At 45.0% G+C, this 23,592-nt stretch carries 22 protein-coding genes; 8 read left to right on the forward strand and 14 right to left on the reverse strand.

Annotated elements, in window-relative coordinates:
* Nucleotides 1-20 precede the first annotated feature (20 nt).
* Nucleotides 21-1,295 carry a Glu/Leu/Phe/Val dehydrogenase gene (locus BFP72_RS17370; RefSeq protein ID WP_099600348.1) on the forward strand — a complete coding sequence of 425 codons (1,275 nt, stop codon included), beginning with the start codon at nucleotides 21-23 and terminating at the stop codon, nucleotides 1,293-1,295.
* A 29-nt stretch (nucleotides 1,296-1,324) separates the two neighbouring features.
* Nucleotides 1,325-1,984: a phosphatidylserine decarboxylase family protein gene (locus tag BFP72_RS17375; protein WP_099600349.1), complete on the forward strand. Its 660-nt coding sequence runs from the start codon at nucleotides 1,325-1,327 to the stop codon at nucleotides 1,982-1,984.
* On the opposite strand, the gene BFP72_RS17380 is transcribed toward BFP72_RS17375, so the two are convergent.
* The 9 genes from BFP72_RS17380 to BFP72_RS17420 form a co-directional block, all read right to left on the reverse strand.
* Nucleotides 1,985-2,755, reverse strand: coding sequence for a pseudouridine synthase (locus BFP72_RS17380; protein WP_099600350.1), 771 nt, complete (start codon nucleotides 2,753-2,755; stop codon nucleotides 1,985-1,987).
* Between the two features lie 53 nt (nucleotides 2,756-2,808).
* The gene (gene scpB, locus BFP72_RS17385) at nucleotides 2,809-3,369 is read right to left on the reverse strand and encodes an SMC-Scp complex subunit ScpB (protein WP_099600351.1); all 561 of its coding nucleotides are present in this window, start codon (nucleotides 3,367-3,369) and stop codon (nucleotides 2,809-2,811) included.
* A complete protein-coding gene (locus BFP72_RS17390) occupies nucleotides 3,370-3,756 on the reverse strand; it encodes a TraR/DksA C4-type zinc finger protein (RefSeq protein WP_099600352.1) in 387 nt (128 codons plus the stop codon).
* Between the two features lie 299 nt (nucleotides 3,757-4,055).
* Nucleotides 4,056-4,682: a porin family protein gene (locus BFP72_RS17395; RefSeq protein WP_099600353.1), complete on the reverse strand. Its 627-nt coding sequence runs from the start codon at nucleotides 4,680-4,682 to the stop codon at nucleotides 4,056-4,058.
* Nucleotides 4,683-4,941: 259 nt separating this feature from the next.
* Nucleotides 4,942-6,480, reverse strand: a complete 1,539-nt coding sequence (locus BFP72_RS17400) for a YifB family Mg chelatase-like AAA ATPase (RefSeq protein ID WP_099600354.1) — start codon at nucleotides 6,478-6,480, stop codon at nucleotides 4,942-4,944.
* A gap of 77 nt (nucleotides 6,481-6,557) precedes the next feature.
* Nucleotides 6,558-6,833: a hypothetical protein gene (locus BFP72_RS17405; RefSeq protein WP_099600355.1), complete on the reverse strand. Its 276-nt coding sequence runs from the start codon at nucleotides 6,831-6,833 to the stop codon at nucleotides 6,558-6,560.
* A 75-nt stretch (nucleotides 6,834-6,908) separates the two neighbouring features.
* Complete coding sequence (gene nth, locus BFP72_RS17410) at nucleotides 6,909-7,559, reverse strand: endonuclease III (RefSeq protein ID WP_099600356.1); 651 nt, start codon at nucleotides 7,557-7,559, stop codon at nucleotides 6,909-6,911.
* Between the two features lie 118 nt (nucleotides 7,560-7,677).
* Nucleotides 7,678-7,905, reverse strand: coding sequence for a hypothetical protein (locus tag BFP72_RS17415; protein ID WP_099600357.1), 228 nt, complete (start codon nucleotides 7,903-7,905; stop codon nucleotides 7,678-7,680).
* Nucleotides 7,880-8,479, reverse strand: a complete 600-nt coding sequence (locus BFP72_RS17420) for an RNA polymerase sigma factor (RefSeq protein WP_099600358.1) — start codon at nucleotides 8,477-8,479, stop codon at nucleotides 7,880-7,882. The genes BFP72_RS17415 and BFP72_RS17420 overlap by 26 nt, the downstream gene beginning before the upstream one ends.
* Before the next feature lie 257 nt (nucleotides 8,480-8,736).
* Between BFP72_RS17420 and BFP72_RS17425 the strand changes: the two genes are divergently transcribed.
* Nucleotides 8,737-9,018 carry a DUF427 domain-containing protein gene (locus BFP72_RS17425; RefSeq protein ID WP_099600359.1) on the forward strand — a complete coding sequence of 94 codons (282 nt, stop codon included), beginning with the start codon at nucleotides 8,737-8,739 and terminating at the stop codon, nucleotides 9,016-9,018.
* 4 nt (nucleotides 9,019-9,022) lie between these two features.
* Here the strand turns inward: BFP72_RS17425 and BFP72_RS17430 are convergent, their stop codons facing one another.
* Nucleotides 9,023-10,171 carry an aminotransferase class V-fold PLP-dependent enzyme gene (locus BFP72_RS17430; RefSeq protein ID WP_099600360.1) on the reverse strand — a complete coding sequence of 383 codons (1,149 nt, stop codon included), beginning with the start codon at nucleotides 10,169-10,171 and terminating at the stop codon, nucleotides 9,023-9,025.
* Nucleotides 10,172-10,202: 31 nt separating this feature from the next.
* Between BFP72_RS17430 and BFP72_RS17435 the strand changes: the two genes are divergently transcribed.
* The gene (locus tag BFP72_RS17435) at nucleotides 10,203-10,523 is read left to right on the forward strand and encodes a Rieske (2Fe-2S) protein (protein ID WP_099600361.1); all 321 of its coding nucleotides are present in this window, start codon (nucleotides 10,203-10,205) and stop codon (nucleotides 10,521-10,523) included.
* Between the two features lie 6 nt (nucleotides 10,524-10,529).
* Here the strand turns inward: BFP72_RS17435 and BFP72_RS17440 are convergent, their stop codons facing one another.
* The 3 genes from BFP72_RS17440 to BFP72_RS17450 form a co-directional block, all read right to left on the reverse strand.
* Nucleotides 10,530-11,363 carry a polysaccharide lyase gene (locus tag BFP72_RS17440; protein ID WP_099600362.1) on the reverse strand — a complete coding sequence of 278 codons (834 nt, stop codon included), beginning with the start codon at nucleotides 11,361-11,363 and terminating at the stop codon, nucleotides 10,530-10,532.
* Nucleotides 11,364-11,365: 2 nt separating this feature from the next.
* Nucleotides 11,366-12,820, reverse strand: coding sequence for an aminopeptidase P N-terminal domain-containing protein (locus BFP72_RS17445; RefSeq protein ID WP_099600363.1), 1,455 nt, complete (start codon nucleotides 12,818-12,820; stop codon nucleotides 11,366-11,368).
* Nucleotides 12,821-12,949: 129 nt separating this feature from the next.
* Entirely contained in the window at nucleotides 12,950-13,720 is a 771-nt protein-coding gene (locus BFP72_RS17450; protein ID WP_099600364.1) for an acyl-CoA desaturase, read from the reverse strand.
* Nucleotides 13,721-13,910: 190 nt separating this feature from the next.
* Here BFP72_RS17450 and uvrA point away from each other — a divergent pair, with 190 nt between their 5' ends.
* From uvrA to BFP72_RS17470, 4 genes are all read left to right on the forward strand, one after another.
* Nucleotides 13,911-16,706 carry an excinuclease ABC subunit UvrA gene (uvrA, locus tag BFP72_RS17455; protein ID WP_099600836.1) on the forward strand — a complete coding sequence of 932 codons (2,796 nt, stop codon included), beginning with the start codon at nucleotides 13,911-13,913 and terminating at the stop codon, nucleotides 16,704-16,706.
* A gap of 70 nt (nucleotides 16,707-16,776) precedes the next feature.
* The gene (locus tag BFP72_RS17460; RefSeq protein ID WP_099600365.1) at nucleotides 16,777-17,952 is read left to right on the forward strand and encodes an exo-beta-N-acetylmuramidase NamZ domain-containing protein; all 1,176 of its coding nucleotides are present in this window, start codon (nucleotides 16,777-16,779) and stop codon (nucleotides 17,950-17,952) included.
* A gap of 81 nt (nucleotides 17,953-18,033) precedes the next feature.
* Nucleotides 18,034-20,226 carry a bifunctional alpha,alpha-trehalose-phosphate synthase (UDP-forming)/trehalose-phosphatase gene (locus BFP72_RS17465; RefSeq protein WP_099600366.1) on the forward strand — a complete coding sequence of 731 codons (2,193 nt, stop codon included), beginning with the start codon at nucleotides 18,034-18,036 and terminating at the stop codon, nucleotides 20,224-20,226.
* Nucleotides 20,227-20,374: 148 nt separating this feature from the next.
* Nucleotides 20,375-21,715: a HAMP domain-containing sensor histidine kinase gene (locus BFP72_RS17470; RefSeq protein ID WP_158233454.1), complete on the forward strand. Its 1,341-nt coding sequence runs from the start codon at nucleotides 20,375-20,377 to the stop codon at nucleotides 21,713-21,715.
* A 1-nt stretch (nucleotide 21,716) separates the two neighbouring features.
* Here BFP72_RS17470 and BFP72_RS17475 read toward each other — a convergent pair whose 3' ends face one another.
* Nucleotides 21,717-23,456: a WG repeat-containing protein gene (locus BFP72_RS17475; RefSeq protein ID WP_099600368.1), complete on the reverse strand. Its 1,740-nt coding sequence runs from the start codon at nucleotides 23,454-23,456 to the stop codon at nucleotides 21,717-21,719.
* Between the last annotated feature and the right edge of the window lie 136 nt (nucleotides 23,457-23,592).

Genomic DNA, 23,592 nt, shown 5'->3' on the forward strand with positions numbered 1-23,592 from the left:
AACAAACAACAAACACAAAAATGGGATACATAGAACCTGCTCCGATCAAGGATAAAGAGAATCCTTTTGAGTCTATGATGTCTAGGTTTAATGTGGCCGCTGAAGCCCTCGGCCTAGACCAAGAAATCTACAATGTACTAAAGTCTCCGTACAAGCAAGCCATCGTATCATTGCCTGTGACCATGGATGACGGTTCGATTCGCGTATTCGAAGGTTACCGTGTCATTCACTCCAACATCCTTGGTCCATCCAAAGGAGGTGTGCGTTTTGATTTGGGGGTCAATCTCGATGAGGTCAAGGCCTTGGCGGCATGGATGACTTGGAAATGCGCCGTGGTGGACATACCCTATGGAGGTGCCAAAGGAGGTATAAAGTGTAACCCACGAGAAATGTCGGCAGGAGAAATCGAACGACTGACTCGGACGTATACTCAAACACTGATTGAAATATTCGGACCTGACCGGGATATTCCTGCTCCGGATATGGGGACTGGGCCGAGAGAGATGGCTTGGATGATGGATGAATATTCCAAATCACAAGGAATGACGGTCAATGCCGTGGTGACAGGTAAGCCGCTCGTACTAGGAGGGTCACTCGGTCGTACCGAAGCAACAGGACGTGGGGTGATGATTTCGGCTCTTGCTGCTATGGAGCGCAAGCATATCAACCCATTCAATGCCAAATGTGCGATCCAAGGATTTGGTAACGTCGGCTCATGGGCAGCACAGCTACTGGCTGAGCGTGGCGTCAAGGTAGTCGCGATCAGTGACATCTCTGGAGCGTACCACAACGACAATGGAATCAATATAGAAGAGGCGATAGCATACCGTGATGCTAATAACAGAAGCCTAGAAGGCTATGGAGGTGCAGAAAAAATCGATGGTGATGAGTTATTATTTTTGGACGTGGATGTGTTGATTCCTGCTGCTATGGAGGATGTAATTACCAAAAATAATGCTGCCAAGATAAAGGCGAAATTGATTGTCGAGGGAGCTAATGGCCCTACCTCTGCCAAAGCAGACGCTATCTTGATGGAGAATGATGTGATGGCTGTGCCTGACATTTTGGCTAATGCGGGTGGAGTCACGGTTTCATACTTCGAGTGGGTACAAAATAGACTGGGGTATAAGTGGACGCGTGAGCGTGTCAATCGTCGTTCGGACCGTATCATGAAAACTTCGTTCAACAAAGTATATGAGGTGTCTCAAGAATACAATGTATCTTTGAGAATTGCCGCATACATCGTAGCAATAGATAAAGTTTCAAACACTTATAAATACAGAGGAGGGTTCTAAAAAGAACCCTTTTTTACCTTTTTACTGACATGACTATACACAAGGAAGGCCGAAAAATACTCTTTATACTTCTTGCAGTACTATTTATCATCAACTATGTTGTGAGCACCTATTTGCCAGCTCAAACCTTAGTTCAGCAGATGACGCTTATCTCGAGCTTGCTTGTGTATTTGCTTGTATTGCAGTTTTTTAGAAACCCCAAATTTACGATTGAAATTCAAGACAACATGGTTTTGGCACCTGCTGATGGTAAAGTAGTCGTGATTGAAAATACAGTGGAGGGAGAGTATTTTAAGGATGAGCGCAAGCAGTTGTCTATCTTTATGTCTCCACTCAATGTCCATGTGTGTCGTACTCCAGTCGGAGGAGTGGTCAAGTACTTCAAATACCATGCAGGCAAATATCTCGTCGCGTGGCACCCAAAATCGAGCACCGAAAACGAGCGAACTACGATGGTAGTACAAAACCCTACTGGGACTGAAGTCTTAGTGAGGCAAATAGCGGGAGCTGTAGCCCGCCGTATCAAGTGGTACGCCAAAGAAAATGACCAGTTGGTACAAGGTCAGGAGTATGGCTTTATCAAGTTCGGCTCTCGGTTGGATGTGTTTTTGCCATTGGACGCAGAGATCAAAGTCTCGCTAGAGCAAAAGACCAAAGGAGGAAGGACAGTTCTTGCAGAGCTAAAATGATTAGGTTAGGTTTTTGAGGAGGATAATTTCTTTGTCCGTCAAAAATCTCCATTTTCCTCTTGGGAGATCTTTTTTGGTGAGGGAACCGTACATGGTACGGTCGAGCTTTTCTACCTCATAGCCGAAATTTTCGAAGATACGTCTTACGATACGGTTTCGACCGATGTGAATTTGCAAACCGATGTTCTTTTTGGTGGTATCCAAAATAGCAATATCACTGACGGTTACGGGACCATCGTCCAAGGTAAAGCCGTTGGCAATTTCCTCAAAATGGTTGGAGGTGAGTGGCTTGTCCAGTTCTGCTTGATAAATTTTCTTGATTTTGTAAGAGGGGTGCGTCATCTTTTGAGATAGTTCACCGTCGTTAGTGAGGAGTAGCAATCCTGTGGTATTTCTATCCAATCGTCCGACAGGGTAAATGCGTTCGTCACATGCTGTTTTGACCAAGTCCATTACCGTTTTTCGGTTTTCGGGATCTTCCATGGTACTGATGTAGTCTTTGGGCTTGTTGAGCAAGACGTATACGAAGTTTTGCGGACTGATCACTTTGCCGTTGAATTTGACCTCATCTTTTTGCTCGACTTTCATGCCAAGTTCCGTGACGACAGTCCCATTGATTTGGATGCGACCCTCCTGGATCAGCTTGTCGGCATCTCTTCGCGAACAGATTCCTGAGTTGGAGATGTACTTATTGATTCTCACCGGGTATTCGATGGATGTCTTTTTTGGAGTAGTGGTTTTGGGTTTTGAAAGCCTGTTTTTTCGTTGCATGATCAGATATTATCTGGCAAAGCTAGACAATAAGAAGCAGCTACTACGAGAAATTATTCTTGAGATTCACCGATCTCATTGTCTTTCTGCTCAAAGTCTTTGAGTGTGGGTAATTCACTGAGGCTATTGATGCCAAAGTAATCGATGAAATTTTGGCTGGTGCCGTAGAGGAGGGGGCGTCCCACTGTTTCGGATTTTCCTTTGATTTCGATGAGCTCTTTTTCGAGTAGCTTTTGGACAGAATAGTCACAATTTACGCCACGGATTTGCTCCATGTCTCCTTTGGTGACTGGTTGCTTGTAGGCAATAATCGAGAGAGTTTCGAGTGCAGAATTGGATAGTCTTTTTTTGGACTGTTGTTTGAGCAGTATGCCGATACTGGCCTGATAAGCAGGTTTGGTTAGAAACTGATACCCTCCCCCGCTTTGGATTGGCTCAAACGAATAGGAATCAGAGGCGTATTTGTCCTGTAGTGCCAAGATTGCCTCTTCTATATCTTTGAGGGGCACCTCCGCTTCGAACATCTCCGACAAACAGTCTTTTAATTCTTTGTCACTGATGGGTTTGGGCGAACAAAAAATGAGCGCCTCAATATGGTTGGACAAAAAATCCACTTAACTGTTTTGCTTCAATTTGGAGTCAATAGATAATGTCGTGTGTGGAACAGCCTTCAGCCTCTCTTTGCTGATGAGTTTTCCACTTTCTTTGCAGATACCATAGGTTCCGTTTTTGATTCTGATCAAGGCATTCTCCAAGTTTGTGATAAACTTTTGTTGTCTTGCAGCGAGCTGATTCAAGCTTTCTTTTTCTGCAGTATCCGCGCCATCTTCCAGTGTTTTTACGTTTCCGAAAGTACTGTCAGTACCAGAATCTTTACTCTTGGTCAATGACTGCTTGATGTAGTTAAGCTCGTTCCAAGCTTTTTCTAGTTTGTCGTTGATCAAGGTTTCAAATTCTTTCAGCTCATCCGCGGAATACCTGGTTTTCTCTCCGTTGCTCATAATTGTCGTTCTTAGTTTTTGAACCTTTGCGCTAATCTAATTCAACACATTTGAAAAGTAAAATGAAAATCAACCCCTAATTGATTAATTATCCACAACTTATTCTCTTAGATACAGTGACTTAACGCTATGATTATTGTCTTTAACGTATCCACGGAGGATTAAGTATAGCTTGTTCTCGAACTTTTGGACGAGCGGGCGGTAAATGTGTTATGATTAGGTATATAAGTAAAAAAACCTGATGAGCGCTCATGTATGGTAAACGGCACATCAGGTTTATGGGGAGAATCTATGTCATGTCAATCGGTGAGACGAAAGGCCACATAGAGTTGTGCGACGGAGTTTCTTGAATTTTCGAGGGTGAAGTCAGCCAGGTCGCTTTCCGCGATTTCTGCGAGACCGTAGTTGTAGCGTGCACCAACCATGAAGGATTCGAGCTGATAGCTGAGTCCTCCAGCTAGGCCGTAATCGAAACTCTTGAAATTGTCTCTATCTAAGTCATCTTGGTCGTTGAGATCATCGCCGGAGGCTTTGTACCCAGCGTCTACCAGATAGGACCCATAGGGGCCAACTTCGAGGGCCAGGTGTTCAGTGAGATGAAAACCAAACATGACGGGTACGTCGATGTAGTACAGGTTGAGTTTGAGGTCTCCAGAAGAACCCAATACGTCATAGTCGTACTTGACGCCTTTGGTAGAAAACAAGATTTCTGGCATGACAAAGAATCGTTCTCCAGTTCGGATCTTGGAGTAGAAACCTGCTTGCCAGCCGAGACGCATGTCCTGGTCGTCTATTTCATTTTGAATGAGGGTACTGAAGTTCATGCCTCCTTTTACCCCTGCGTCTACATCTTGTGCTCGGGCCATAGGTCCCGCAGAGACTATCAATATCAGTGTGGCTACATAAGCCATGATTTGCTTATTCATATGTGTGGGTTTTGGTGAAAAAATGCGGATGTAGCGCTACTCTCTACCCGTAGATCACAAATTATGCGAAAGGGTTAAAATGCAATGCGCTTACTTCCATTGTCGTGAGAAGTAGTGAAAAAAGCATACCAATTCGTTTTTGTTGGCTTATTGGTGTTTTGTGGGATTAAATTGAAGGTTAGAATGTATCTAGTTTTCCCGATATGGGAAAGCTTTTCCACAGGTTGTAATGCGTAGTTGTTTTTGTGCTGGAATAAGCCTAATTAGCCCAGCCTTCTCGGTCCAAGCTGCGGTATTGGATCGCTTCGGCGAGGTGTTCGATTTGGATGTCTTGTTTGCCAGCCAGATCTGCAATTGTTCGCGAGACTTTAAGTATCCGGTCGTAGGCTCTGGCGGAAAGTCCGAGCTTTTCCATGGCTGTTTTGAGCAGTGCTTTGCCTGGTTGATTGATTTGACAGATGGCTTTGACCATCTGGGAGTTCATCATGGCGTTGTTGAATATCTCTGGGTGATCTTTGAAGCGCTCGGCTTGGATGAGCCGTGCTTCGATGACACGTTCGCGTATCTCATCGCTGCTTTCGGATTTTCGATCTTCGGTCAGTTGGTCAAAGGAGACAGGAGTCACTTCTACATGGAGGTCTATCCGGTCGAGCAGAGGCCCGCTGACTTTGTTGAGGTACTTTTGTACTACGCCTGGTGCACAGGCGCATTCTTTTTCGGGGTGGTTGTAGTAGCCACAGGGACAGGGATTCATGCTGGCAATCAGCATAAAGTTGGCTGGGAATTCGATGGAAATTTTTGCGCGTGATATGGTGACTTTTCGTTCTTCTAACGGTTGTCTCATTACCTCAAGTACGGTGCGTTTGAACTCCGGCAACTCGTCCAAAAATAGCACACCATTGTTGGCAAGTGAGATTTCGCCGGGTTGTGGGATGCCTCCCCCTCCTACCAAGGCCACATCACTGATGGTGTGGTGGGGGGCACGAAAAGGGCGCGTGGTGATGAGTGATGAGTTTTCTTTGAGGTGGCCTGAGACCGAATGTATCTTGGTGGTCTCTAGGGACTCTTGTAGAGACAAAGGAGGGAGTATGGATGGGAGGCGTTTGGCCAACATGGTCTTGCCAGCTCCTGGGGGGCCAATCATGATGACGTTGTGCCCTCCCGCTGCTGCGATTTCTAGGGAGCGTTTGATGTTTTCTTGTCCTTGTACGTTGGCAAAGTCGGCACTGTACTCGTTGATATGAGACTGAAACATGTCCCGCGTGTCATAGACGAGAGGTTGTATTAGAGCTTTGCCAGTCAAGTGTCCGATGGCTTCTGGGAGTGTTTCTACTCCAATGATATCAACTTTGTCCACAATGGCCGCTTCGGAGGCATTTTCTTTGGGCAGGATAAGTCCTTTGAATCCTTTTTTCCTTGCTTCGATGGCTATGGGTAGGGCGCCTTTGATAGGCCTGATTTTCCCATCAAGGGCTAGTTCTCCCATGATGATGTAATCCTCTATGGCAGGGATGATGATTTGGTCTGAGGCACGGAGTATACCCAGAGCGATGGGTAAGTCGTAGGCAGAACCTTCTTTTTTGATATCCGCTGGGGCGAGGTTGACGATGACCTTTTGACGAGGCATGGTGTAACCATTTTGCTTGAGGGCTGATTCGACTCGGTGTTCACTTTCTTTGACAGCTGAATCAGGCAGTCCGACCATGAAAAAGTGGAGGCCAGAGATGATGTTGACTTCAATGGTTATTAGGTGAGCATCTACGCCGTAGACGGCACTGCCATATGTTTTTGCGAGCATAGTAGGTTCTTCAGGGTTGGTGGTTAGCTGCTGAAGCAGTTTTTACGCTTTTCTAAATATAGATTATTTCCTGTGGTTTATTGGATGTTGGCTTTTGGATTTTTTTTCTTTTCCAATTCTGAAATTCGCTTCTTCAATTGACGAATGTGAAGGTTTTCGATGATCAAAACACTGAGAAAGAGTACCAGACCAATGCCGCCTAGTTTGAGTACGAGTTTCATCAGGCCTACCCAGGTATCTACAAAGTCCCATTTCCAATGGAGGACGAGATTTTCATGAGTCACTGCGACAAACGTACAAATTAGAAAGTAGGTGATGTAAATCCCGTAAAGTAAAGGCTTAATTTGTTTCATTTGATGTCGAATATTGCTTGGAGTAATCTAGGCTATTACGGGTTTTCTCGTCTTTTCAATATAGTGAATATTCTGTTAATTCTTGTCGACTTGTTTTTCATAATAGCGACACATAAGTGTCAAACTGCATTCATTGCACTTGGGTTTTCTAGCCAAGCAAATGTAGCGACCATGTAGAATCAGCCAGTGGTGTGCTTTGGGGACATGCTCTTCGGGAATATGGCGGACGAGCTGTTTTTCTACTTCGAGTGGGGTCTTGGCAGTTTGGGTAACTAGACCAAGACGTTTGGATACACGAAACACATGAGTATCTACGGCCATGGTTGGTTGGTTGAATACCACTGACGCGATGACATTGGCAGTTTTGCGGCCTACACCGGGTAGTTTTTGGAGGTCTTTGATGTCGGAGGGTACTTCAGAATGAAAGTCTTCGACGAGCATTTTGGCCATACCGAGCAGGTGTTTAGTCTTGTTGTTGGGATAGGAAATCGATCGTATATAGGGAAACAATTCGTCGAAATTCGATTGGGCGAGTGCCTCGGGAGTGGGGAAGGTTTCGAAAATGGCTGGAGTCACCATGTTGACACGCTTGTCGGTGCATTGGGCACTGAGAGCTACAGCTACTATGAGTTGGTAGGGGTTTTCGTAGTGTAGTTCTGTTTCTGCTTCAGGGCTGTGTTGACTGAAGTGCTCTATGAAAAATTGATACCGCTCCTTTTTGTTCATGTTTCGAAATTAACTCTGATTTGTGCCATTGCAAAATCAGAATTAGCCTAGTGTACGGATGGGAACAAGGGCTCCCTATGTGTTGGAATTAGGAGGAGTGCTCATGATAGCACAAGAGTCAGTCTGGGGAATAATTGAGGGAATATTGAAGAATCGAATTGGCACTTTGGTCTGAGGGGTTGAGTAGTAGTCGGTCTAGAATACGTGTATCAATCTGCAATAGAGAGAGGGCTTCTTCTAGTTCTGGGTTGCAAAGGATTGCTTGTTGTATTTGTTGGTCTTCGTCAGCGGAGGTTTCTCCATATATGAATCGTATAAGGTCAGTTTCGGTAGACAGATTGATCATAGTCAATATTCAATTTTTGCATTTTCTTGCGCAAATTAATCAAAGCATATCGCATGCGTCCGAGTGCAGTGTTGATACTGACCTGGGTAGTTTCAGCGATATCCTGAAAACTCATTTGCATGTAGTGCCTCATGATGAGCACCTCCTTTTGAGTTTCTGGCAATTCTTGTACCAGTGTTTTCAAAAGGGCATTGGTATCTTGTTTGATGTGTTCTGATTCTACCGAACTTTCGGCAAAATCGAGTGTATTGAACACACCACTTCCATCTTCCATTACAATTTTTGGGTAGCGCTTTTCTTTTCTGAAAAAGTCAATCGCTAGATTGTGTGCGATTCTTAGTACCCATGGTAGAAACTTCCCTTCTTCATTGTATTTACCTGTTTTGATCGTACGTATTACTTTGATAAATGTGTCTTGAAGCAAGTCTTCAGCGACATATTTGTCTTTGACGATCAGATATATGGTAGTAAATACACGCGATTTGTGCCGTGACACTAATTCTTCAAATGCTGTTTCGTTTCCGTTTTTGTAATGTGACACCAATAGGCTATCACTGACACCTACATTATTCATTTTACCTGCGCTTTTAACGTAACCTTCTGAATCATATTGTTTGGTCAGGTTCAGATTGTTTGAATTACAGGTGTTATTCTTATTAAATCTACTCATAACTGTCTAGGTCTCCAATGGTTTATGAATGTTAAATTAGATTCTAGGCTAGAAGGCTGCCAAAAGATTCGATCAGTGAATGGCCTCATTCGATCAATAGGCTTATTTGGAACTTTATCTGCTTTGAGGTGTTTTTGAAAGAGAAACAAACACGAATAACGATGAAAGCAATCTGGAACGAACAAGTTTTGGCACAAAGTGATGACACTCTGGTGGTGGAGAACAACCACTATTTTCCTATTGAATCTATTCACTCGGAGTTTTTCACGAAAAGTGATACACATACTACCTGTCCATGGAAGGGTCAGGCGAGCTATTATACAATAGAGGTGAAGGGTGAGATCAATGTGGATGCAGCCTGGTACTACCCTGATGCGTCTAAACTTGCCAAGCCCATCGAAGGGTATGTGGCGTTTTGGAATGGGGTGAATGTAGTGGATTAGTTTGCTATTGGATTGTTTTCAGTGCTTGCAGGAGTTTGTTGATATCTCGGGCGTCGTTGTATAGGTGTGGCGATACTCTCAAGAAGGAGCCTCTCATGGAAGCACTGACACGATGTGTTTTGAGGGATTGGTTGAGGGTAGTGATTTTGTGCTCGGGAATTTGGATACCAAATAGGTGACTAGCTCGGTGGCCGGGGTCTTCGAGATATAGGCCCATCTCTTTGATTTCGGTGATGGCGGGTGCTATGAGTTGCTGACAATAGCTTTGTATTTGGACGGGTTGCCATCGTAGGACTTGTTTGAGTGCGGCGATGATCATGGGGTTGAGGATGAAGTTGCTTTTTTCTCCCACGCCGTAGCGTACTGCTCCGGCTTGATAGTCTTCTTGGTAGTTGACTAGCTCGGCGAAATTCTGACTATCGATTCGGTTGATCCAGTTTTGTTCGATAGGTGTGCCTTGATCGAATATTTCTCCATAATAGGCGATTCCTGAGCTGTAGGGACCAAGAAGCCATTTGTACCCAGCGACAATGAGCGCATCGGGGCGAATCTCTTGTACATCGAAGGGGAGAGCGCCGATGGATTGTGTCCCATCGATGATAAGGGCCGCTCCTACTTCGTCACAGCGTTTACGAAATGCCAACAAATCAAATAGGGAGCCGTCTGCCCAGTGTACGTGCCCTAAGGCTACTACACGTGTGTTGGTATCTATGGCTTCCAATAATCTTTCGTTCCAAAGTTTGCCCCGGTGAACGGTAGTGTCTGGCGCTTCGATGATGCGTAGTTCTGCTTGATGGGCTTGACAAGATTGGACCCACGGGTATACATTGCTGGGAAACTGGCCGCCAGCGAGGATGACATTGTCGGCTTTGTGGATGGGGAGGTTGTGTACTACATTGGCGATTCCGTAGGAGGCTGAGGGGATTAGGGTGATGCGGTTTTTGTCAGGGGAATGTATGAGTTGTGCATAGAGGGTTTGAATTGTCTCTACGTCGTGAAAGAAGTCGTCCGGTGTGATGCGGTTGGGTTGTCGTTTTTTGGATAGGCCTATGCGCCCTGCTTTTTCTACTGTTTTTGACAGAGGAGCCATGTATGCGCAATTGAGGTAGGCATACTTTTTATTGAGTTGAAACTTCTTCTTTTGACACTTCATTTTTGAGCGATGCTGGTTAAATTGAGACTACATGACGAAAATACTCTTATTCGATAGCAAAGGCAAAGCAGAGAAGATCGTGGGGCTTCACAAAATTGTCAAGTTGCAAATTGATGATGTGCGGTTTTGTTTGACAAGGAATGGCGAGAACTATTTTGCCTTTGAAGAGAAATGTCCACACATGAGTGAGGATTTGAGCAAGGGGAGAATCAACCCCTACGGGGAGGTCGTCTGTCCTTGGCATGACTACCGTTTTAGTTTGGCCACCGGAGAAGAAACTAAGAATAGATGTGTAGACTTGAAAAGGTACGCTGTGTTTTGGGAGGAAGGAGGGCTTTATGTTGAAATTTGATGAGAGTCAGTCTAGTACATCCGCTTTTCGGGTTGAGACGACCAAGTCATCAAACCAGATGTAGCAATCTGCATCAGGCGCCCAATCCTGTCCTGCTCCTCCATGAAATGTTGAGAAATAGAAGTTGTCAATGAGGCTGCCGTCGTTCACAAAGCGTAGGCCCGTCTTGCTTAACACTTGCTGTCCATTGACCCATATTTCTATCTCGCCGTTTTTCTTATTTCCAGAGTTGATTTTTACACGTTCTGTGATGTGGTACCATTTTTCTTTTTCAAATACCACTTGTTTGTCCTCTATCATGAGGGGGATGTCTTCGCCATATTTGCCAGGTTTGTCCATATGGTAGAGATAGAGTACTGCCTTTCCATTTGTTCGCCACATGAGGCGAGCGGTGAAGCCATTGGTACCATCGCAGTGTTGTCCGCCGCTGCAGTTTTTGTTTCCGGCTAGGCCGGGCAGTTTCCCTCCTTCGTGCTTTCCTCCCCAATCAAAGTTGTCGCTGAAGTAGAGCCAGTAGGAAGCATAGACGTTTTTCTTTCCGTCAAAATGCAAGGCTGCTTGCGCTCCTGTTTGAGAAGGGCCTACTCCACCTTTAGGGTATTGGACACGAATCGAATTGTGCCCCGAGTGAGATATGCTACTATCTATGATCACTCTTGCTTGATCAAAGCCATCGGTCCAGTTCAGTTTGAATCCGTCTGCTTTTAGACAGGCCTTGGTGTATTCTTTGTGGTTTGGCCACCCTTCGAAGCTTGTGGAATAGATCCGCTGGGAATATACATTGAGAGACAGGAGGTAAAGTACGCTGAGCGAAACCCCGTGTTTGAGCAGCCAAACCATGGTTAGTCTATATCTGGAAGGACGTAGTCCGTAAAGACACTGGGCTCAGCCATGGTTTTTTCGATTTCTTCGGCTTTTCGTGGGGCACGAATGGATAGGTTTTCACAACCGTCTTCGGTGACGAGGTAGTCATCCTCTATGCGAACAGGTATGTTCCACCATTTTGGATCGGTAGGACTGCCTTCTGGGATATAGATGCCGGGTTCGATTGTGATGACCATGTTGGGCTGGAGGAGGTCATAAATCCCTTTGTCATGGACATCTAATCCGATGTGATGGCAGCAGCCGTGAGGATAGTAGCGGTTGCGCCCAGTTTCTGGGTTTACGATGTCTTTTTCACTGGTGCTTTTGTAAAGGCCGAGCTCGACAAGTCTATTGTTGACAATCTCAGCGGTGATGTCATAGAGTTTGTAGAAAGGTAAGCCAGCTTTGCAGGAATCGGCCGCTGCTTGTTGTGCATCGTATACGATATCGTAGATTAGTTTTTGTTCAGGACTAAAAGTACCGTTGACAGGGATGGTACGTGTGACGTCAGCCGTATAGCCATGGTATTCAGCCCCCAGATCCATGAGTATGAGTTCGCCATCCTCGATGGCTGGTTTGTAGTTGTCGATGTAGTGAAGGACGCATCCGTTGTGTCCAGCACCGACGATACTAGGGTAGCCTTCGTATTCAGCGCGGTACTTTTTGTAGATGAATTCATGCATGCCCTGTACTTCGGTCTCTGACATACCCGGCTGCATGGCTTTCATGACTTCTACTTGGCCGATGGCAGATATATTGATGGCTTTGCGGAGGAGGTCGAGTTCATCTTCGGTTTTGATTTCTCTCAATTCGGTCATGAAAAAATCCAAGAGAGCAACGTCCAGATTGTTGGGTTGTGCTTCGACCATTAGTTCGCCCTGATTGTAGCCTATCTTTTCTTTGAACTGCGCGATGAGGTCGTAGAGATCTCCTTCTTCGTTGGTGTCTCTTACATCGTTTTCAAAATCATAGAATAAGACCTTGTCAAATTTCGAGAAGTCTAGGTTGAATTTGCCGAACTGGGTTCCTTCGAATGCCGCATCGATGGCTAGGACTTCTTTGGCTCCTTCTTGTCCTAGCCTTCCCCCTTCGTAGAGCTCCATGAGTGCGTTGTGTTCTCTGACGAAGATGATTTCATCAAACTTTTTGCCCTTGACTTTTTGTTCGTCTTTGAAAACCAACAAGACGGCATGGGGCTCGCGATGACCTGTGAGGTAGTAGAAGTTGGGGTCTTGATGGTAGACATAGTTGACGTCATTGGCTCGGTTGCGGACGGGTCCAGAGAATACCACAGCGACGGAGTTTTCAGGCATTTTTTTTCTTAGTGCGGCGCGGCGTTCTGCGTGAAACTCACTGGACAAGTAGTCTGTAGGCTTCTGAGCAAGGGAGACAAAATTTAGGAGGATAAGTGAAGCGAGAGCGAGATGTTTCATAGAGCTAATATAAACAGGCGATAGGATCATGTCAATCTAAAATACGTAAGCGGTCAAAATACCAAGGTCATAAAAAAACCCTGACTCGTCACCGAGTTAGGGTTTTTTCATTATTCATAATACAGTTGCTTAAGCTGCAGTTTTGATGTTTTCTTTTTTGACCGATACTTCGAGTCGTTTGATATGGATCAAGCCTAGTTTGTCCAACACCCACATTACGACATAGGTAGGGTCTATTTCGTGCCATCTGACGCCACCAAAATTGGCTCTGTTGCCATGTTTGTGGTGGTTGTTGTGGTAGCTCTCTCCCATCATCAAGAAGTCCACGGGCAACATGTTTTTGCTAGTGTCACCGACTTTGAAGTTGACATATCCATACACGTGAGCAAACCAGTTGATGATGGCACCGTGGATAGGAGCCATCAAGAAGGCTACCGGTAGTGCCAACCACTGCCACCATGCGGTAGCAAAAGTATAGAAATACCCTATATAAAATGCGGACCATGCAAGTCTAGAAAACCAAGATCTAGCAAACTTGTCAAATGCAGGCCATTCGGGTACACCTTCTGTGAATCTGCTTTCGACCTCTATTTCTTTATTGGTGATGGCAGAGTAGGTTGTCTTCGTTCTCCACATCATGGCAAATAGGTTTGCATCATATTTGGGAGAGTGTACGTCTTTTTCTGTGTCGGCATACGCGTGGTGCATTCTGTGCATGACGCCATAGCCATATGCACTTAGGTAATTTGACCCTTGGAATGCCCAAGTCAAGATGAAACAAATCTTTTCGCCAAGCTTAGACATGGTGAACGATTGGTGTGCTGAATATCTGTGAAGAAAGAAGGTCTGGAAGAAAAGTCCTCCGTACCATAGCACGAGCATAAGTATTAAAATTTCCATTTTTTTCTTGTTCGATTCTATTGTAAGACAAGCTCGATCCGGATTTGTGACAAAAAGCAGAAAATATTTTTCATTATTTCACATTCAGCTAAAATTCGTCCTCGTATGTCTATTTTTGCTTGCCCATCAGCTGACGGGCGTTTTGCAAAATTACCTCATCCTAGATGAACTGCCAAAAAACATATTGCCCATGGTGAAGTACAATATTGACGAGTTAGATCCTAAAAATTTCATCCTTGTCAAAGGCGCTAGAGTCAATAATTTGAAGAACTTAAGTGTCGCTATCCCGAGAAACAAACTTGTGGTGGTCACTGGGTTGTCAGGTTCGGGCAAGTCCTCCTTCGCTTTCGATACACTTTTTGCAGAAGGGCAGAGAAAATACGTCGAGAGTCTGAGCTCGTATGCGAGGCAGTTTCTTGGGAGGATGGAAAAACCCGAGGTGGATTACATCAAGGGGATCTCACCAGCGGTAGCCATTGAGCAAAAAGTAAACACACGAAACCCCCGATCTACGGTAGGGACAAGTACCGAAATATACGATTATCTCAAGTTGCTCTTTGCGAGAATTGGAGAAACGATCTCCCCGATCAGTGGACAGGTAGTCAAGAGAGATACAGTCACGACAGTAGTCAATGCCATTCATGCTCATCTTGAAGGGGAAAAGTTCATGATTGCGGCTCCCCTGGCTATACATGAGGGGCGCACATTGGAGGAGGAGCTCAACATCCTGCTCAGCAAGGGCTTTACTCGTGTACTGATCAAAGGAGAAATGCAGCAGATCGAAGAATTAGATCCGCAAAAATTGAAAGCAGGAGATGTAGAGATATTGATAGATAGACTCAGTGTCAATTCAAGTGATGAGGATGCGACGTTTAGACTCTCAGATTCTGTACAGACGGCTTTTTTTGAGAGTAATGGTTCGTGCCACGTCCACTTTCGTGGAAAGGACGTCTTACGCTACTCGGACAAGTTTGAACTGGATGGGTTGTCATTCGAAGAGCCTTCTGTCAACCTCTTTAGTTTCAACAATCCATATGGGGCTTGTCGCAAATGTGAGGGTTTTGGAAAAGTGCTAGGGATTGACCCAGACTTGGTGATCGCTGACAAGAACCTGTCGGTATTTGAAAATGCTATTGTGCCTTGGAGAAGTGAGACAATGAAAAAGTGGCTCAAGCCGCTAATAGATCTGGCACATGAATTGGATTTTCCGATCCATAGGCCAGTCAAAGAGCTTACCGAAGAGCAAATGGAATTGCTTTGGGAAGGCCACGGTGCATTTGAGGGGATACATGCTTTCTTTGCGTTCATCGAATCTCAGTTGCACAAGATTCAGTATAGGGTACTTCTGTCACGCTACCGTGGCAAGACCACGTGTCCAGATTGCAAAGGTACTCGTTTGCGCAAAGACGCCAACTTTGTAAAAATTGGTGGCAAGTCCATTTCCCAATTGGTATTGATGCCACTGAGTGAGGCGAACCGTTTTTTTTGCGAACTCGAACTGAGCGACTATCAGCAAGAGGTAGCCAAGCGAATCCTAAAGGAAATCCAAAACCGTCTTGCGTATATGGAGGAGGTTGGTTTGGGTTATTTGACACTCAACCGGTTGACAGCTACCCTATCAGGTGGCGAATACCAACGCATCAAGTTGGCCACATCTCTAGGTAGCGCATTGGTGGGGTCTATGTACATTCTTGATGAACCAAGTATCGGGCTGCACCCGAGAGATACGGAGCGCTTGGGGAATGTGCTCATGACACTTCGCAACCTTGGCAATACCGTGGTGGTGGTGGAGCATGAGGAAGAGGTCATGCGTCGTGCGGATCAAATCATCGATATTGGGCCTGCGGCTGGTGTGCATGGAGGAGAGCTGGTCTTTCAAGGAGGATGGGACGAGATACTCAAAGAGGAGAAGTCGATTACGGCTCGATTCCTAAACGGGAAAGAAGAAATACCCGTGCCTAAATACCGGAGAAAATGGAATCATAGTATCGATCTATACGGTGCACGAGAAAATAACCTCAAGGAACTGGACGTGAAGATTCCTCTGGAGGTATTGACTGTCGTGACGGGTGTCAGTGGCTCAGGGAAGTCTACGCTGATTCGAAAAATCTTGTATCCAGCGCTGGGCAAGATGTTTGGGGTGACGGGTGAAGAAACGGGGAAATTTTCTGGATTGGATGGAGACTACAAGATGATCCAAAAACTGGAGATGATTGACCAAAACCCTTTGGGTAGAAGTTCGCGCTCCAACCCAGTGACCTATGTCAAAGCGTACGACGGTATACGTACTTTGTTTGCAGAGTTGCCTCTGGCAAAGCAGCGTGGTTTGAAACCATCGCATTTCTCCTTTAATGTCGAGGGGGGGCGATGTGAGACATGTCAAGGAGAAGGTGAAGTGAAGATCGAGATGCAGTTCATGGCGGATCTGCACTTGACCTGTGACGAATGCAAAGGCAAGCGTTTCAAAGAAGAGGTTTTGGCTATAGAGTATAAGGACAAGAATATCTCTGATATATTGGAATTGAGCATAGAAGAGAGTTTGGACTTCTTTGCCGACCAGAAAGCAATAGTTTCCAAACTCCAACCTCTTTATGATGTAGGTTTGGGTTATGTCAAATTGGGACAAAGTTCCAACTCCTTGAGTGGTGGGGAAGCACAGCGGGTCAAGTTGGCCTTTTTTCTCGGTAGAGGACAGGCTGCCCAAAAGGAAAAAATCTTGTTCATATTTGATGAGCCTACGACGGGTTTGCATTTCAAAGACATCGAAAAACTCCTGGCTTCCATCAATGCGCTTGTGGATCAAGGCAATACGGCGATCATTATTGAGCACAATATGGAGATCATCAAATCGTCGGACTGGATCATTGATCTCGGTCCTGATGGAGGAGACCAAGGAGGCAACATATGCTTCGAAGGGACACCCGAAGAGATGGTCAAAATCAAGGGTAATCATACGGCAAAGTATCTCCGAGAGAAGTTGGAGTAGAACTGTGGTCCAGACCAATATTGCTTCATTCTGAAAGAGAACTTCGCCGACTCACTATATATTTGGGAGTATGAAAACACAAACGGGTCTTCAGCTCCTCCACAATCATCTGGATCACATCCAAGGCAATGTGGCTTACCTCTGTCACGCTGCATCGGTTGACGAAAATTACACACACGGCATAGAGACGATCAAAGATCTGTTTGGGTCTCGTCTCAAGAAACTTTTCTCCCCACAGCATGGGATTTTTGCTGATGTTCAGGACAACATGGTGGAGACGGATCATTTTGTACACGGGTACTATCAGTTGCCAGTCTATAGCCTCTACTCTGATACACGCAAACCAACGGCAGATATGCTGGCTGGGATTGATCATGTGATTGTCGATTTGCAAGATGTAGGTACCCGAGTGTATACCTATATCTATACGTTGATTTACATGATGGAGGCTTGCGGTGAACAAGACATAGAGGTTATCGTACTCGATCGCCCTAATCCAATCGGAGGTGCGGCGGTCGAAGGAAATGTGCTCGATATGAATTTTCGCTCTTTTGTGGGGAGGTATCCGATTCCTATGCGGCATGGCCTGACGATGGGTGAAGTTGCCATGATGGCACGTCAGCACTGGGGGGTGATCTGTGACTTGCGTGTGATCAAGATGTCTGGCTGGGAGCGTCAGATGCATTATTGGCATACGGGATTGCCATGGGTGCTGCCTTCTCCGAACCTGCCAAATGTCGAGACCGCATTTACTTTTACAGCGACAGTGATTTTCGAAGGGACCAATGTCTCGGAGGGTCGTGGGACGACCAAGAGCCTTGAGACAATTGGCCATCCAGCTATCCAAAATTATGATTTACTTCCTATTTTGGAGGCAGCCTTTGCAAAGTCAAATTTAGCAGGGTTTGTTCTGCGTCCGTTATCATTTTTGCCTACCTTTCAAAAGCATGCGGGAAAGCTGTGTCATGGGTATCAAATCCATGTGACAGATTATCATGCGTTTCAGCCATGGCGTGTAGGTCAGCTGATTAATCAAGTGCTTTACCATCAGATGGGAGGAGAGTTTCTTTGGAAGCAGCCCCCCTATGAGTACGAAGAACAGCTCTTGCCTATAGATATCTTGAATGGCACAGACCAAGTGAGAAAATGGATCGAATCCAAGGGGGAATTTGACGAATTGGTCGATCTAGAGACACAAGGTATGGACACGTATCAAAACATGCGAAAAGACATATTAATGTATTGATCTGATTTCGAGTGTGTTCTTTATTATCACTAATTTTGGCCTAGCTTGACAACAGCCCATAGTTCTTAGAAAATATCCGATATGACATCAAAAACCAATTCCAAAACCATCATAGTGTCCAACCGTCTGCCCGTGAAAGTGGTCAGAAAAGAAGGGGAGGATTTAGATTTTCAACCGACAGAAGGAGGTCTCGCTACGGGTTTGGGCTCGATTTACAAAAGTGGAAACAACGTATGGATCGGTTGGCCTGGAGCTACCCTTGTGTCAGAGCAAGAAGAGAAAAGTACGACAGAAATACTCGAATCTCAGAGTATGTATCCAGTCTTTTTGACTGATGAGGACTTGGAGCTTTATTATGAGGGTTTTTCCAATGAAACTTTGTGGCCCAACTTTCATTATTTCAATCAGTATTCCATTTTTGATGAGCGTACCTGGGAGTCTTATAAAGCAGTCAATCAGAAGTTTGCAGATGCAGTACTGTCACAAGCCAGTGAGGAAGATACCATCTGGGTCCATGATTACCAACTGCTACTTGTGCCTGCTCTCTTGCGCAAAGAAAAGCCAGACTTGAAGATTGGCTTTTTTCTACACATACCTTTTCCATCTTATGAGTCGTTTCGTCTCTTGCCGTTTCGCCGAGAGTTACTTTTGGGGATGTTGGGTGCTGACTTTTTGGGATTTCATACCTACGACGATACGAGACATTTTTTGTCGTCTGCCAATCGCTTGGCAGGTATAGGCAATAATCACGGAATCATCAATTACAACAACCGTCAGATCATGGCGGATGCTCTTCCTATGGGGATTGATTATGAGAAGTACAGCTCGACGGCTTCTGAACCAGAAACGATAGAAAAGGAGGTCCAATACCGTACTGCAATTGGCACACCCCAGATGATGCTGTCGATAGATCGTTTGGATTATTCCAAAGGGATCCCGCAGCGCGTCAAGGCCTTTGAGCAGTTTTTGGTTGAGTATCCACAGTATAGAACGAAAGTTTCGCTCGTGATGATCGTGGTACCTTCGAGATATCAAGTAGGCAAATACAAAGAACTCAAGGAAGAAATTGACCTACTAGTGGGTAGAATCAATGGCCAGTTTGGGCGACTGAGCTGGACTCCCGTACACTATTTTTTTAGGTCTTATCCGCTCAATGCTTTGTCGGCATTTTACCGTATGGCGCATGTAGGCTTTGTGAGCCCTCTCCGTGATGGAATGAACTTAGTAGCCAAAGAGTTCATCGCCAGTAAACTGGAGAAAAAGGGTGTTTTGATATTGAGTGAAATGGCTGGAGCATCCAAAGAGCTATCCGATGCGATTTTGGTCAACCCAAACAACCGCGCGCAGATGGTGAGAGCGATCAAGGATGCTCTAGAAATGAGCGAAGAAGAACAAATCAGCCGTATGACGGTGATGCAAGAGACACTCAAGAGATACAATATATATCACTGGGTGGATTTGTTTATGAGTCGATTGGCTCATGTCAAAAAACAACAACTCGCGCAGAAAACCAAAAACATCGATTCGAAAACTATCGAGGGTATTCGCAAGGACTATCTGCAAGCTAAGCAGAGGTTGTTGTTCTTAGATTATGATGGGACATTGACGGGGTTTCACCCAGATCCGCAACTAGCCGTGCCTAATGAGGAACTCTATCAGATTCTTGACCAATTGATCGAAAAGGAAAATACACGAGTGGTTATCATCAGTGGTCGGGACAAAAACACATTGCAGAAGTGGTTTGACAATAGACCTATTGACTTGATTGCAGAGCATGGTGTATGGCTGAGACAAGTTGGTGGAGATTGGGAGACGATCACTCATCTTACCGATGTGTGGAAGGGTGACATCAAGGACGTCCTTGAAGGCTATGTCAACCGTACGCCTGGTTCGTTTATCGAAGAAAAAGATTATTCTCTAGTTTGGCATTACCGAAAGGTAGAAACAGGACTTGGAGAGTTGAGAACCAGAGAATTGATGAGTCACCTCAAGTATCTCACATCTAACATGAATCTTCAGGTTTTGGAAGGAGATAAGGTCATGGAGATCAAAAGCACAGAGGTGAACAAAGGGAGAGCTGCGGCAAGCTGGCTCAAGCGCTACACTGCAGACTTTGTTTTGGCGATAGGAGATGATTGGACGGATGAGGATACGTTCAAGGCTATGCCAGACAGTGCTTTCACGATCAAGGTCGGAGGCAACCAATCTGCCGCAAAATATAGTATCTTAGGGCCCGAGAAAGTCCGAGGCCTTCTCAGAAAGTTGGGTGAATAACCCAAAACAGCTATAGAAAGAAGGGGAAATAGACATCTGAGTTTGGGTTGGTTCAGCGAAAAAGCACGCCTAATTGTGTGTTATGATAGGTTTGGGCGCCCCCATACGAAGAAGCTATATTGCTGAAGCACGCAGTTATTTTGGGAGAATGTCAAAGTCATTTATCAACACATGGAACCTAGAGTTTCACGATGAGGAAATAGAAGAGCGTTTTAGATCCTACAACATAGGTTTTGAAATTAGGTTTGTGAAGTTTTTTTTGGGCATGCTTTTGTTGTTCAATACAATATTCGCAGCGAAGGATTACTTCTTTTATGTGGAGGAGCGCCATGTCGTCTCTGTATATTGGCAAGCATTATTGATTGTACCGATTTACGTTTTATTGGTGTTGATGGTGATGCGATCGAGTCAGGCTTTTCTTGTGCGTCACTTTTATCAGTTGGCGTGGTTTCTTTTTGTATTTACGATTGGTTCACAGCTTTTGCTTTTGCATCTCAATGGTACCCAGGGTTTTGGGATCAACAGTACGATGATTATTGTGGTTTTTGGTACCTATTTGTTTTCGGGTATTCTGTACCGGCACGCCTTGTTTTTGACACCTCTTTTGATGGTAGTAGTCGTGTTCTTCTTGATCTATGTATTGGATTTTGAAGTGTACGAGACAGGAAATTCGATTCTTTCGTATGTGATGGTACTCAGTGGATTGATTGTCATCAAATATCAAATCGAGCGACAAAATAGATTGAGTTTCAACCAAGCCGAGATGCAGTCCCTGGAGGACACCAAGATCAAAGAAAATTATTTGCGAGTAAATGCTCTCAGTCAAATGAGAAAGGATTTGATTGCTATTTTGGCCCATGATGTACGTTCTCCTCTCGCCAGCTTGCATGGCGTGTTGCAATTGGCGAAAGAAGGTGATCTGACCGAGGAAGAAACCATGGGGTACATCGAACGAATCGAAACGCAAGTGTCATCGGTCAATTTCCTCATCAATGATATACTCATTTGGATCAAGAGCCAAAGTGATGAGGCTGATTTTGAAAAAGGGCCTTTCAATCTGTCCAGTGTCATAGAGGATCTCAAGTTCTTGTTCGCAGAGCAGCTTGAAGATAAGGGGATCTTGCTCCAAGTAAATTTAGAGGAAGATGACGTCTATGGTCAACCAGACATGATCAAAACGATCTTAAGAAATTTTGTAAGCAATGCCATCAAGTTTTCGTCAAGTAACGACACGATCTATCTTGAGAGCAAACGCGATGGGGACAAAGTATTGCTCAGTGTCCGTGACGAAGGAGTCGGGATGTCTAGTACAGAGCTCAAGAGGCTCAAAAACACGTTTGCTTCCAAGCTAGGTACGGGAAAGGAGAAAGGAATGGGATTGGGCCTAAAAATTTGTCGTGCATTGATTCGAGCGCATAAGTCGACTCTGACGATTGAGAGCGAACCCGCCCAAGGTACAAAGATCAGTTTTGACCTAGAGAGAGCTTAGTTCAGTAGTTTTTGAGTGACCATTTGCCTTTCTTGAGCACTTCTACCGAGTGGATTTGGACGTTGCGTATGTCGTCATATTTGGGCTTGATCAGGGTTTGACCGTTGATCGTGGCTAGACCGACTTTGCCTCGATCATCTATTCGGATATATCTATCAGGAGTGAGTGTTAGTTTGTCATATTGAAAAGGTATTTTGACAAATTGATTTATAGTCATGAGTGAGCTTTTTCCATTTTTTTCTACAATCACAGATTGTCCTTCGTCGTAGACTTGGATGTTGTCATAGCGGATAGGGAGCAGTGGAGTTCCGTCTTCAGCTATGTAGCCCCACAAGTCACCTTGTTGCACGAGGTAGCCACTGCTGTAGAGGTTTTTGACCAACTGTTGGTATTCGACAGGTAGCAAAGGCGAACCAAACTGATCCAGCATGCCGTATTTGTTTTCTTTCTTGATGATGAATTGATTGTTGGTCGTAGACTCTATGCTTTGATAGACGACACGAGTGATGAGTCTTCCGGAGTTGTTGACTAGGCCTAGTTTGTTTTCTTCTTCGACGATGGCCAATCCATGATCAAATTTTGAGATATGATCGTATTTGGTGTCTAGTATAAGGTTGCCTTGTTTGTCTATGAGACCCCATTTGCCGTTTAGACTTATTTTAGCAATTCCTTCGTTGAAGGGCTCTGCGTCATCGTACTGACAGGGCACGAAGATTCCTCCGTCTGCGTGTAGGTAGCCATAGAGCCCTTTGCGGATGACAAGTATACAACCATCATTGACTTTATAGGGGCCATTCCAGCTTTTGGGTTTGTCGTAGTGTTTGTCGGAGAGCAGTTGACCTTGAGTATTGAACAGCAACAGGCCGAGAGATTCTTCGACATAGATGAGGTGATCATTTCTGTAGTCTGCATTGCGATACTTGATAGGTATGACGGTTTGCCCTGCTGCATCTATGAACCCATATTTCCCGTGGAGGCCAACTTTGAACAGTCCATCTTGAAGAGGCGTCATGCTATGGTAGAGGTAGTCAATCACTAGGTTGCCCCCTAGGTCTATGGCTCCCCATAGGTCAGATTTTTTGGCAGGAGAAAGCCCTTCGGAGTAGTATTTTAGGTTTTCATATTCGGGGGCGATAGCGGTCTTTCCCGTCCGGTTGACGAAACCGTATTTTCGACCGAGTTTTACTTTGATCATTCCTTCTCGCATGGGGTAGACCTGTTGGTAGAGAAACTTCGTGATGAACTCCCCTTGCGAATTGGCCATGGCCCAAGTGTCGTCTTGTTTGACGATGACTAGATTTTCGTCTATAAGGATGACTTTTTTGTATTGGGTAGGGATGAGTTGTATTCCGTGTGAGTCGATGAGACCTTCCTTTTGTCGTAGACTTACACCAAAGATTTGATTGTCTATGGTAGTGATGTCATCGTATATCGGAGGTAGGATTAGGCTGTCTTTTTGGTTGATCACACCATAGAAGTTTTTGAAAACTACCACAGACAGACCGTTTCGGACGGGTTCTACGATATCGTACTTACAAGGTATGACTAAGTGGTCATTGGCGTCTACAAATCCCCATAGTTGTGTAGTACTAGATCGAACACTTGTGTAGCCCTCTGAGTCACTACCTCTGAGATCATAGCTTACTTGTCCCCAAGCACTTGCGGCGATGCACCAAAGTATGATGCAGGCGACTAGTCGTGTGAAAATGCGTTCGTATTGTATAGTTTTAGTTCGTTCCAACGAGTCCTTATCCCCTGATTTTTAATGCTATATCTGCGAAGATAGAGCGATTTTTTTGGCAAAAGAACAGATAGAGTATATAGGCTCATAAATACCTAAAATGAAGTATGCTCCTCAGAACATGCGGTCAATGTAA

The organism is Reichenbachiella sp. 5M10 (genome assembly GCF_002742335.1).
Classification (GTDB): domain Bacteria; phylum Bacteroidota; class Bacteroidia; order Cytophagales; family Cyclobacteriaceae; genus Reichenbachiella.

Excerpts from the sequence above, each read along its gene's own strand:
- BFP72_RS17370 (WP_099600348.1), top strand. The coding sequence starts at position 21 with ATGGGATACATAGAACCTGCTCCGATCAAGGATAAAGAGAATCCTTTT.
- BFP72_RS17375 (WP_099600349.1), top strand. The coding sequence starts at position 1,325 with ATGACTATACACAAGGAAGGCCGAAAAATACTCTTTATACTTCTTGCA.
- BFP72_RS17380 (WP_099600350.1), bottom strand. The coding sequence starts at position 2,755 with ATGCAACGAAAAAACAGGCTTTCAAAACCCAAAACCACTACTCCAAAA.
- BFP72_RS17390 (WP_099600352.1), bottom strand. The coding sequence starts at position 3,756 with ATGAGCAACGGAGAGAAAACCAGGTATTCCGCGGATGAGCTGAAAGAA.
- BFP72_RS17395 (WP_099600353.1), bottom strand. The coding sequence starts at position 4,682 with ATGAATAAGCAAATCATGGCTTATGTAGCCACACTGATATTGATAGTC.
- BFP72_RS17400 (WP_099600354.1), bottom strand. The coding sequence starts at position 6,480 with ATGCTCGCAAAAACATATGGCAGTGCCGTCTACGGCGTAGATGCTCAC.
- BFP72_RS17405 (WP_099600355.1), bottom strand. The coding sequence starts at position 6,833 with ATGAAACAAATTAAGCCTTTACTTTACGGGATTTACATCACCTACTTT.
- nth (WP_099600356.1), bottom strand. The coding sequence starts at position 7,559 with ATGAACAAAAAGGAGCGGTATCAATTTTTCATAGAGCACTTCAGTCAA.
- BFP72_RS17415 (WP_099600357.1), bottom strand. The coding sequence starts at position 7,905 with ATGATCAATCTGTCTACCGAAACTGACCTTATACGATTCATATATGGA.
- BFP72_RS17420 (WP_099600358.1), bottom strand. The coding sequence starts at position 8,479 with ATGAATAATGTAGGTGTCAGTGATAGCCTATTGGTGTCACATTACAAA.
- BFP72_RS17425 (WP_099600359.1), top strand. The coding sequence starts at position 8,737 with ATGAAAGCAATCTGGAACGAACAAGTTTTGGCACAAAGTGATGACACT.
- BFP72_RS17430 (WP_099600360.1), bottom strand. The coding sequence starts at position 10,171 with ATGAAGTGTCAAAAGAAGAAGTTTCAACTCAATAAAAAGTATGCCTAC.
- BFP72_RS17435 (WP_099600361.1), top strand. The coding sequence starts at position 10,203 with ATGACGAAAATACTCTTATTCGATAGCAAAGGCAAAGCAGAGAAGATC.
- BFP72_RS17440 (WP_099600362.1), bottom strand. The coding sequence starts at position 11,363 with ATGGTTTGGCTGCTCAAACACGGGGTTTCGCTCAGCGTACTTTACCTC.
- BFP72_RS17445 (WP_099600363.1), bottom strand. The coding sequence starts at position 12,820 with ATGAAACATCTCGCTCTCGCTTCACTTATCCTCCTAAATTTTGTCTCC.
- BFP72_RS17450 (WP_099600364.1), bottom strand. The coding sequence starts at position 13,720 with ATGGAAATTTTAATACTTATGCTCGTGCTATGGTACGGAGGACTTTTC.
- uvrA (WP_099600836.1), top strand. The coding sequence starts at position 13,911 with ATGGTGAAGTACAATATTGACGAGTTAGATCCTAAAAATTTCATCCTT.
- BFP72_RS17460 (WP_099600365.1), top strand. The coding sequence starts at position 16,777 with ATGAAAACACAAACGGGTCTTCAGCTCCTCCACAATCATCTGGATCAC.
- BFP72_RS17465 (WP_099600366.1), top strand. The coding sequence starts at position 18,034 with ATGACATCAAAAACCAATTCCAAAACCATCATAGTGTCCAACCGTCTG.
- BFP72_RS17470 (WP_158233454.1), top strand. The coding sequence starts at position 20,375 with ATGTCAAAGTCATTTATCAACACATGGAACCTAGAGTTTCACGATGAG.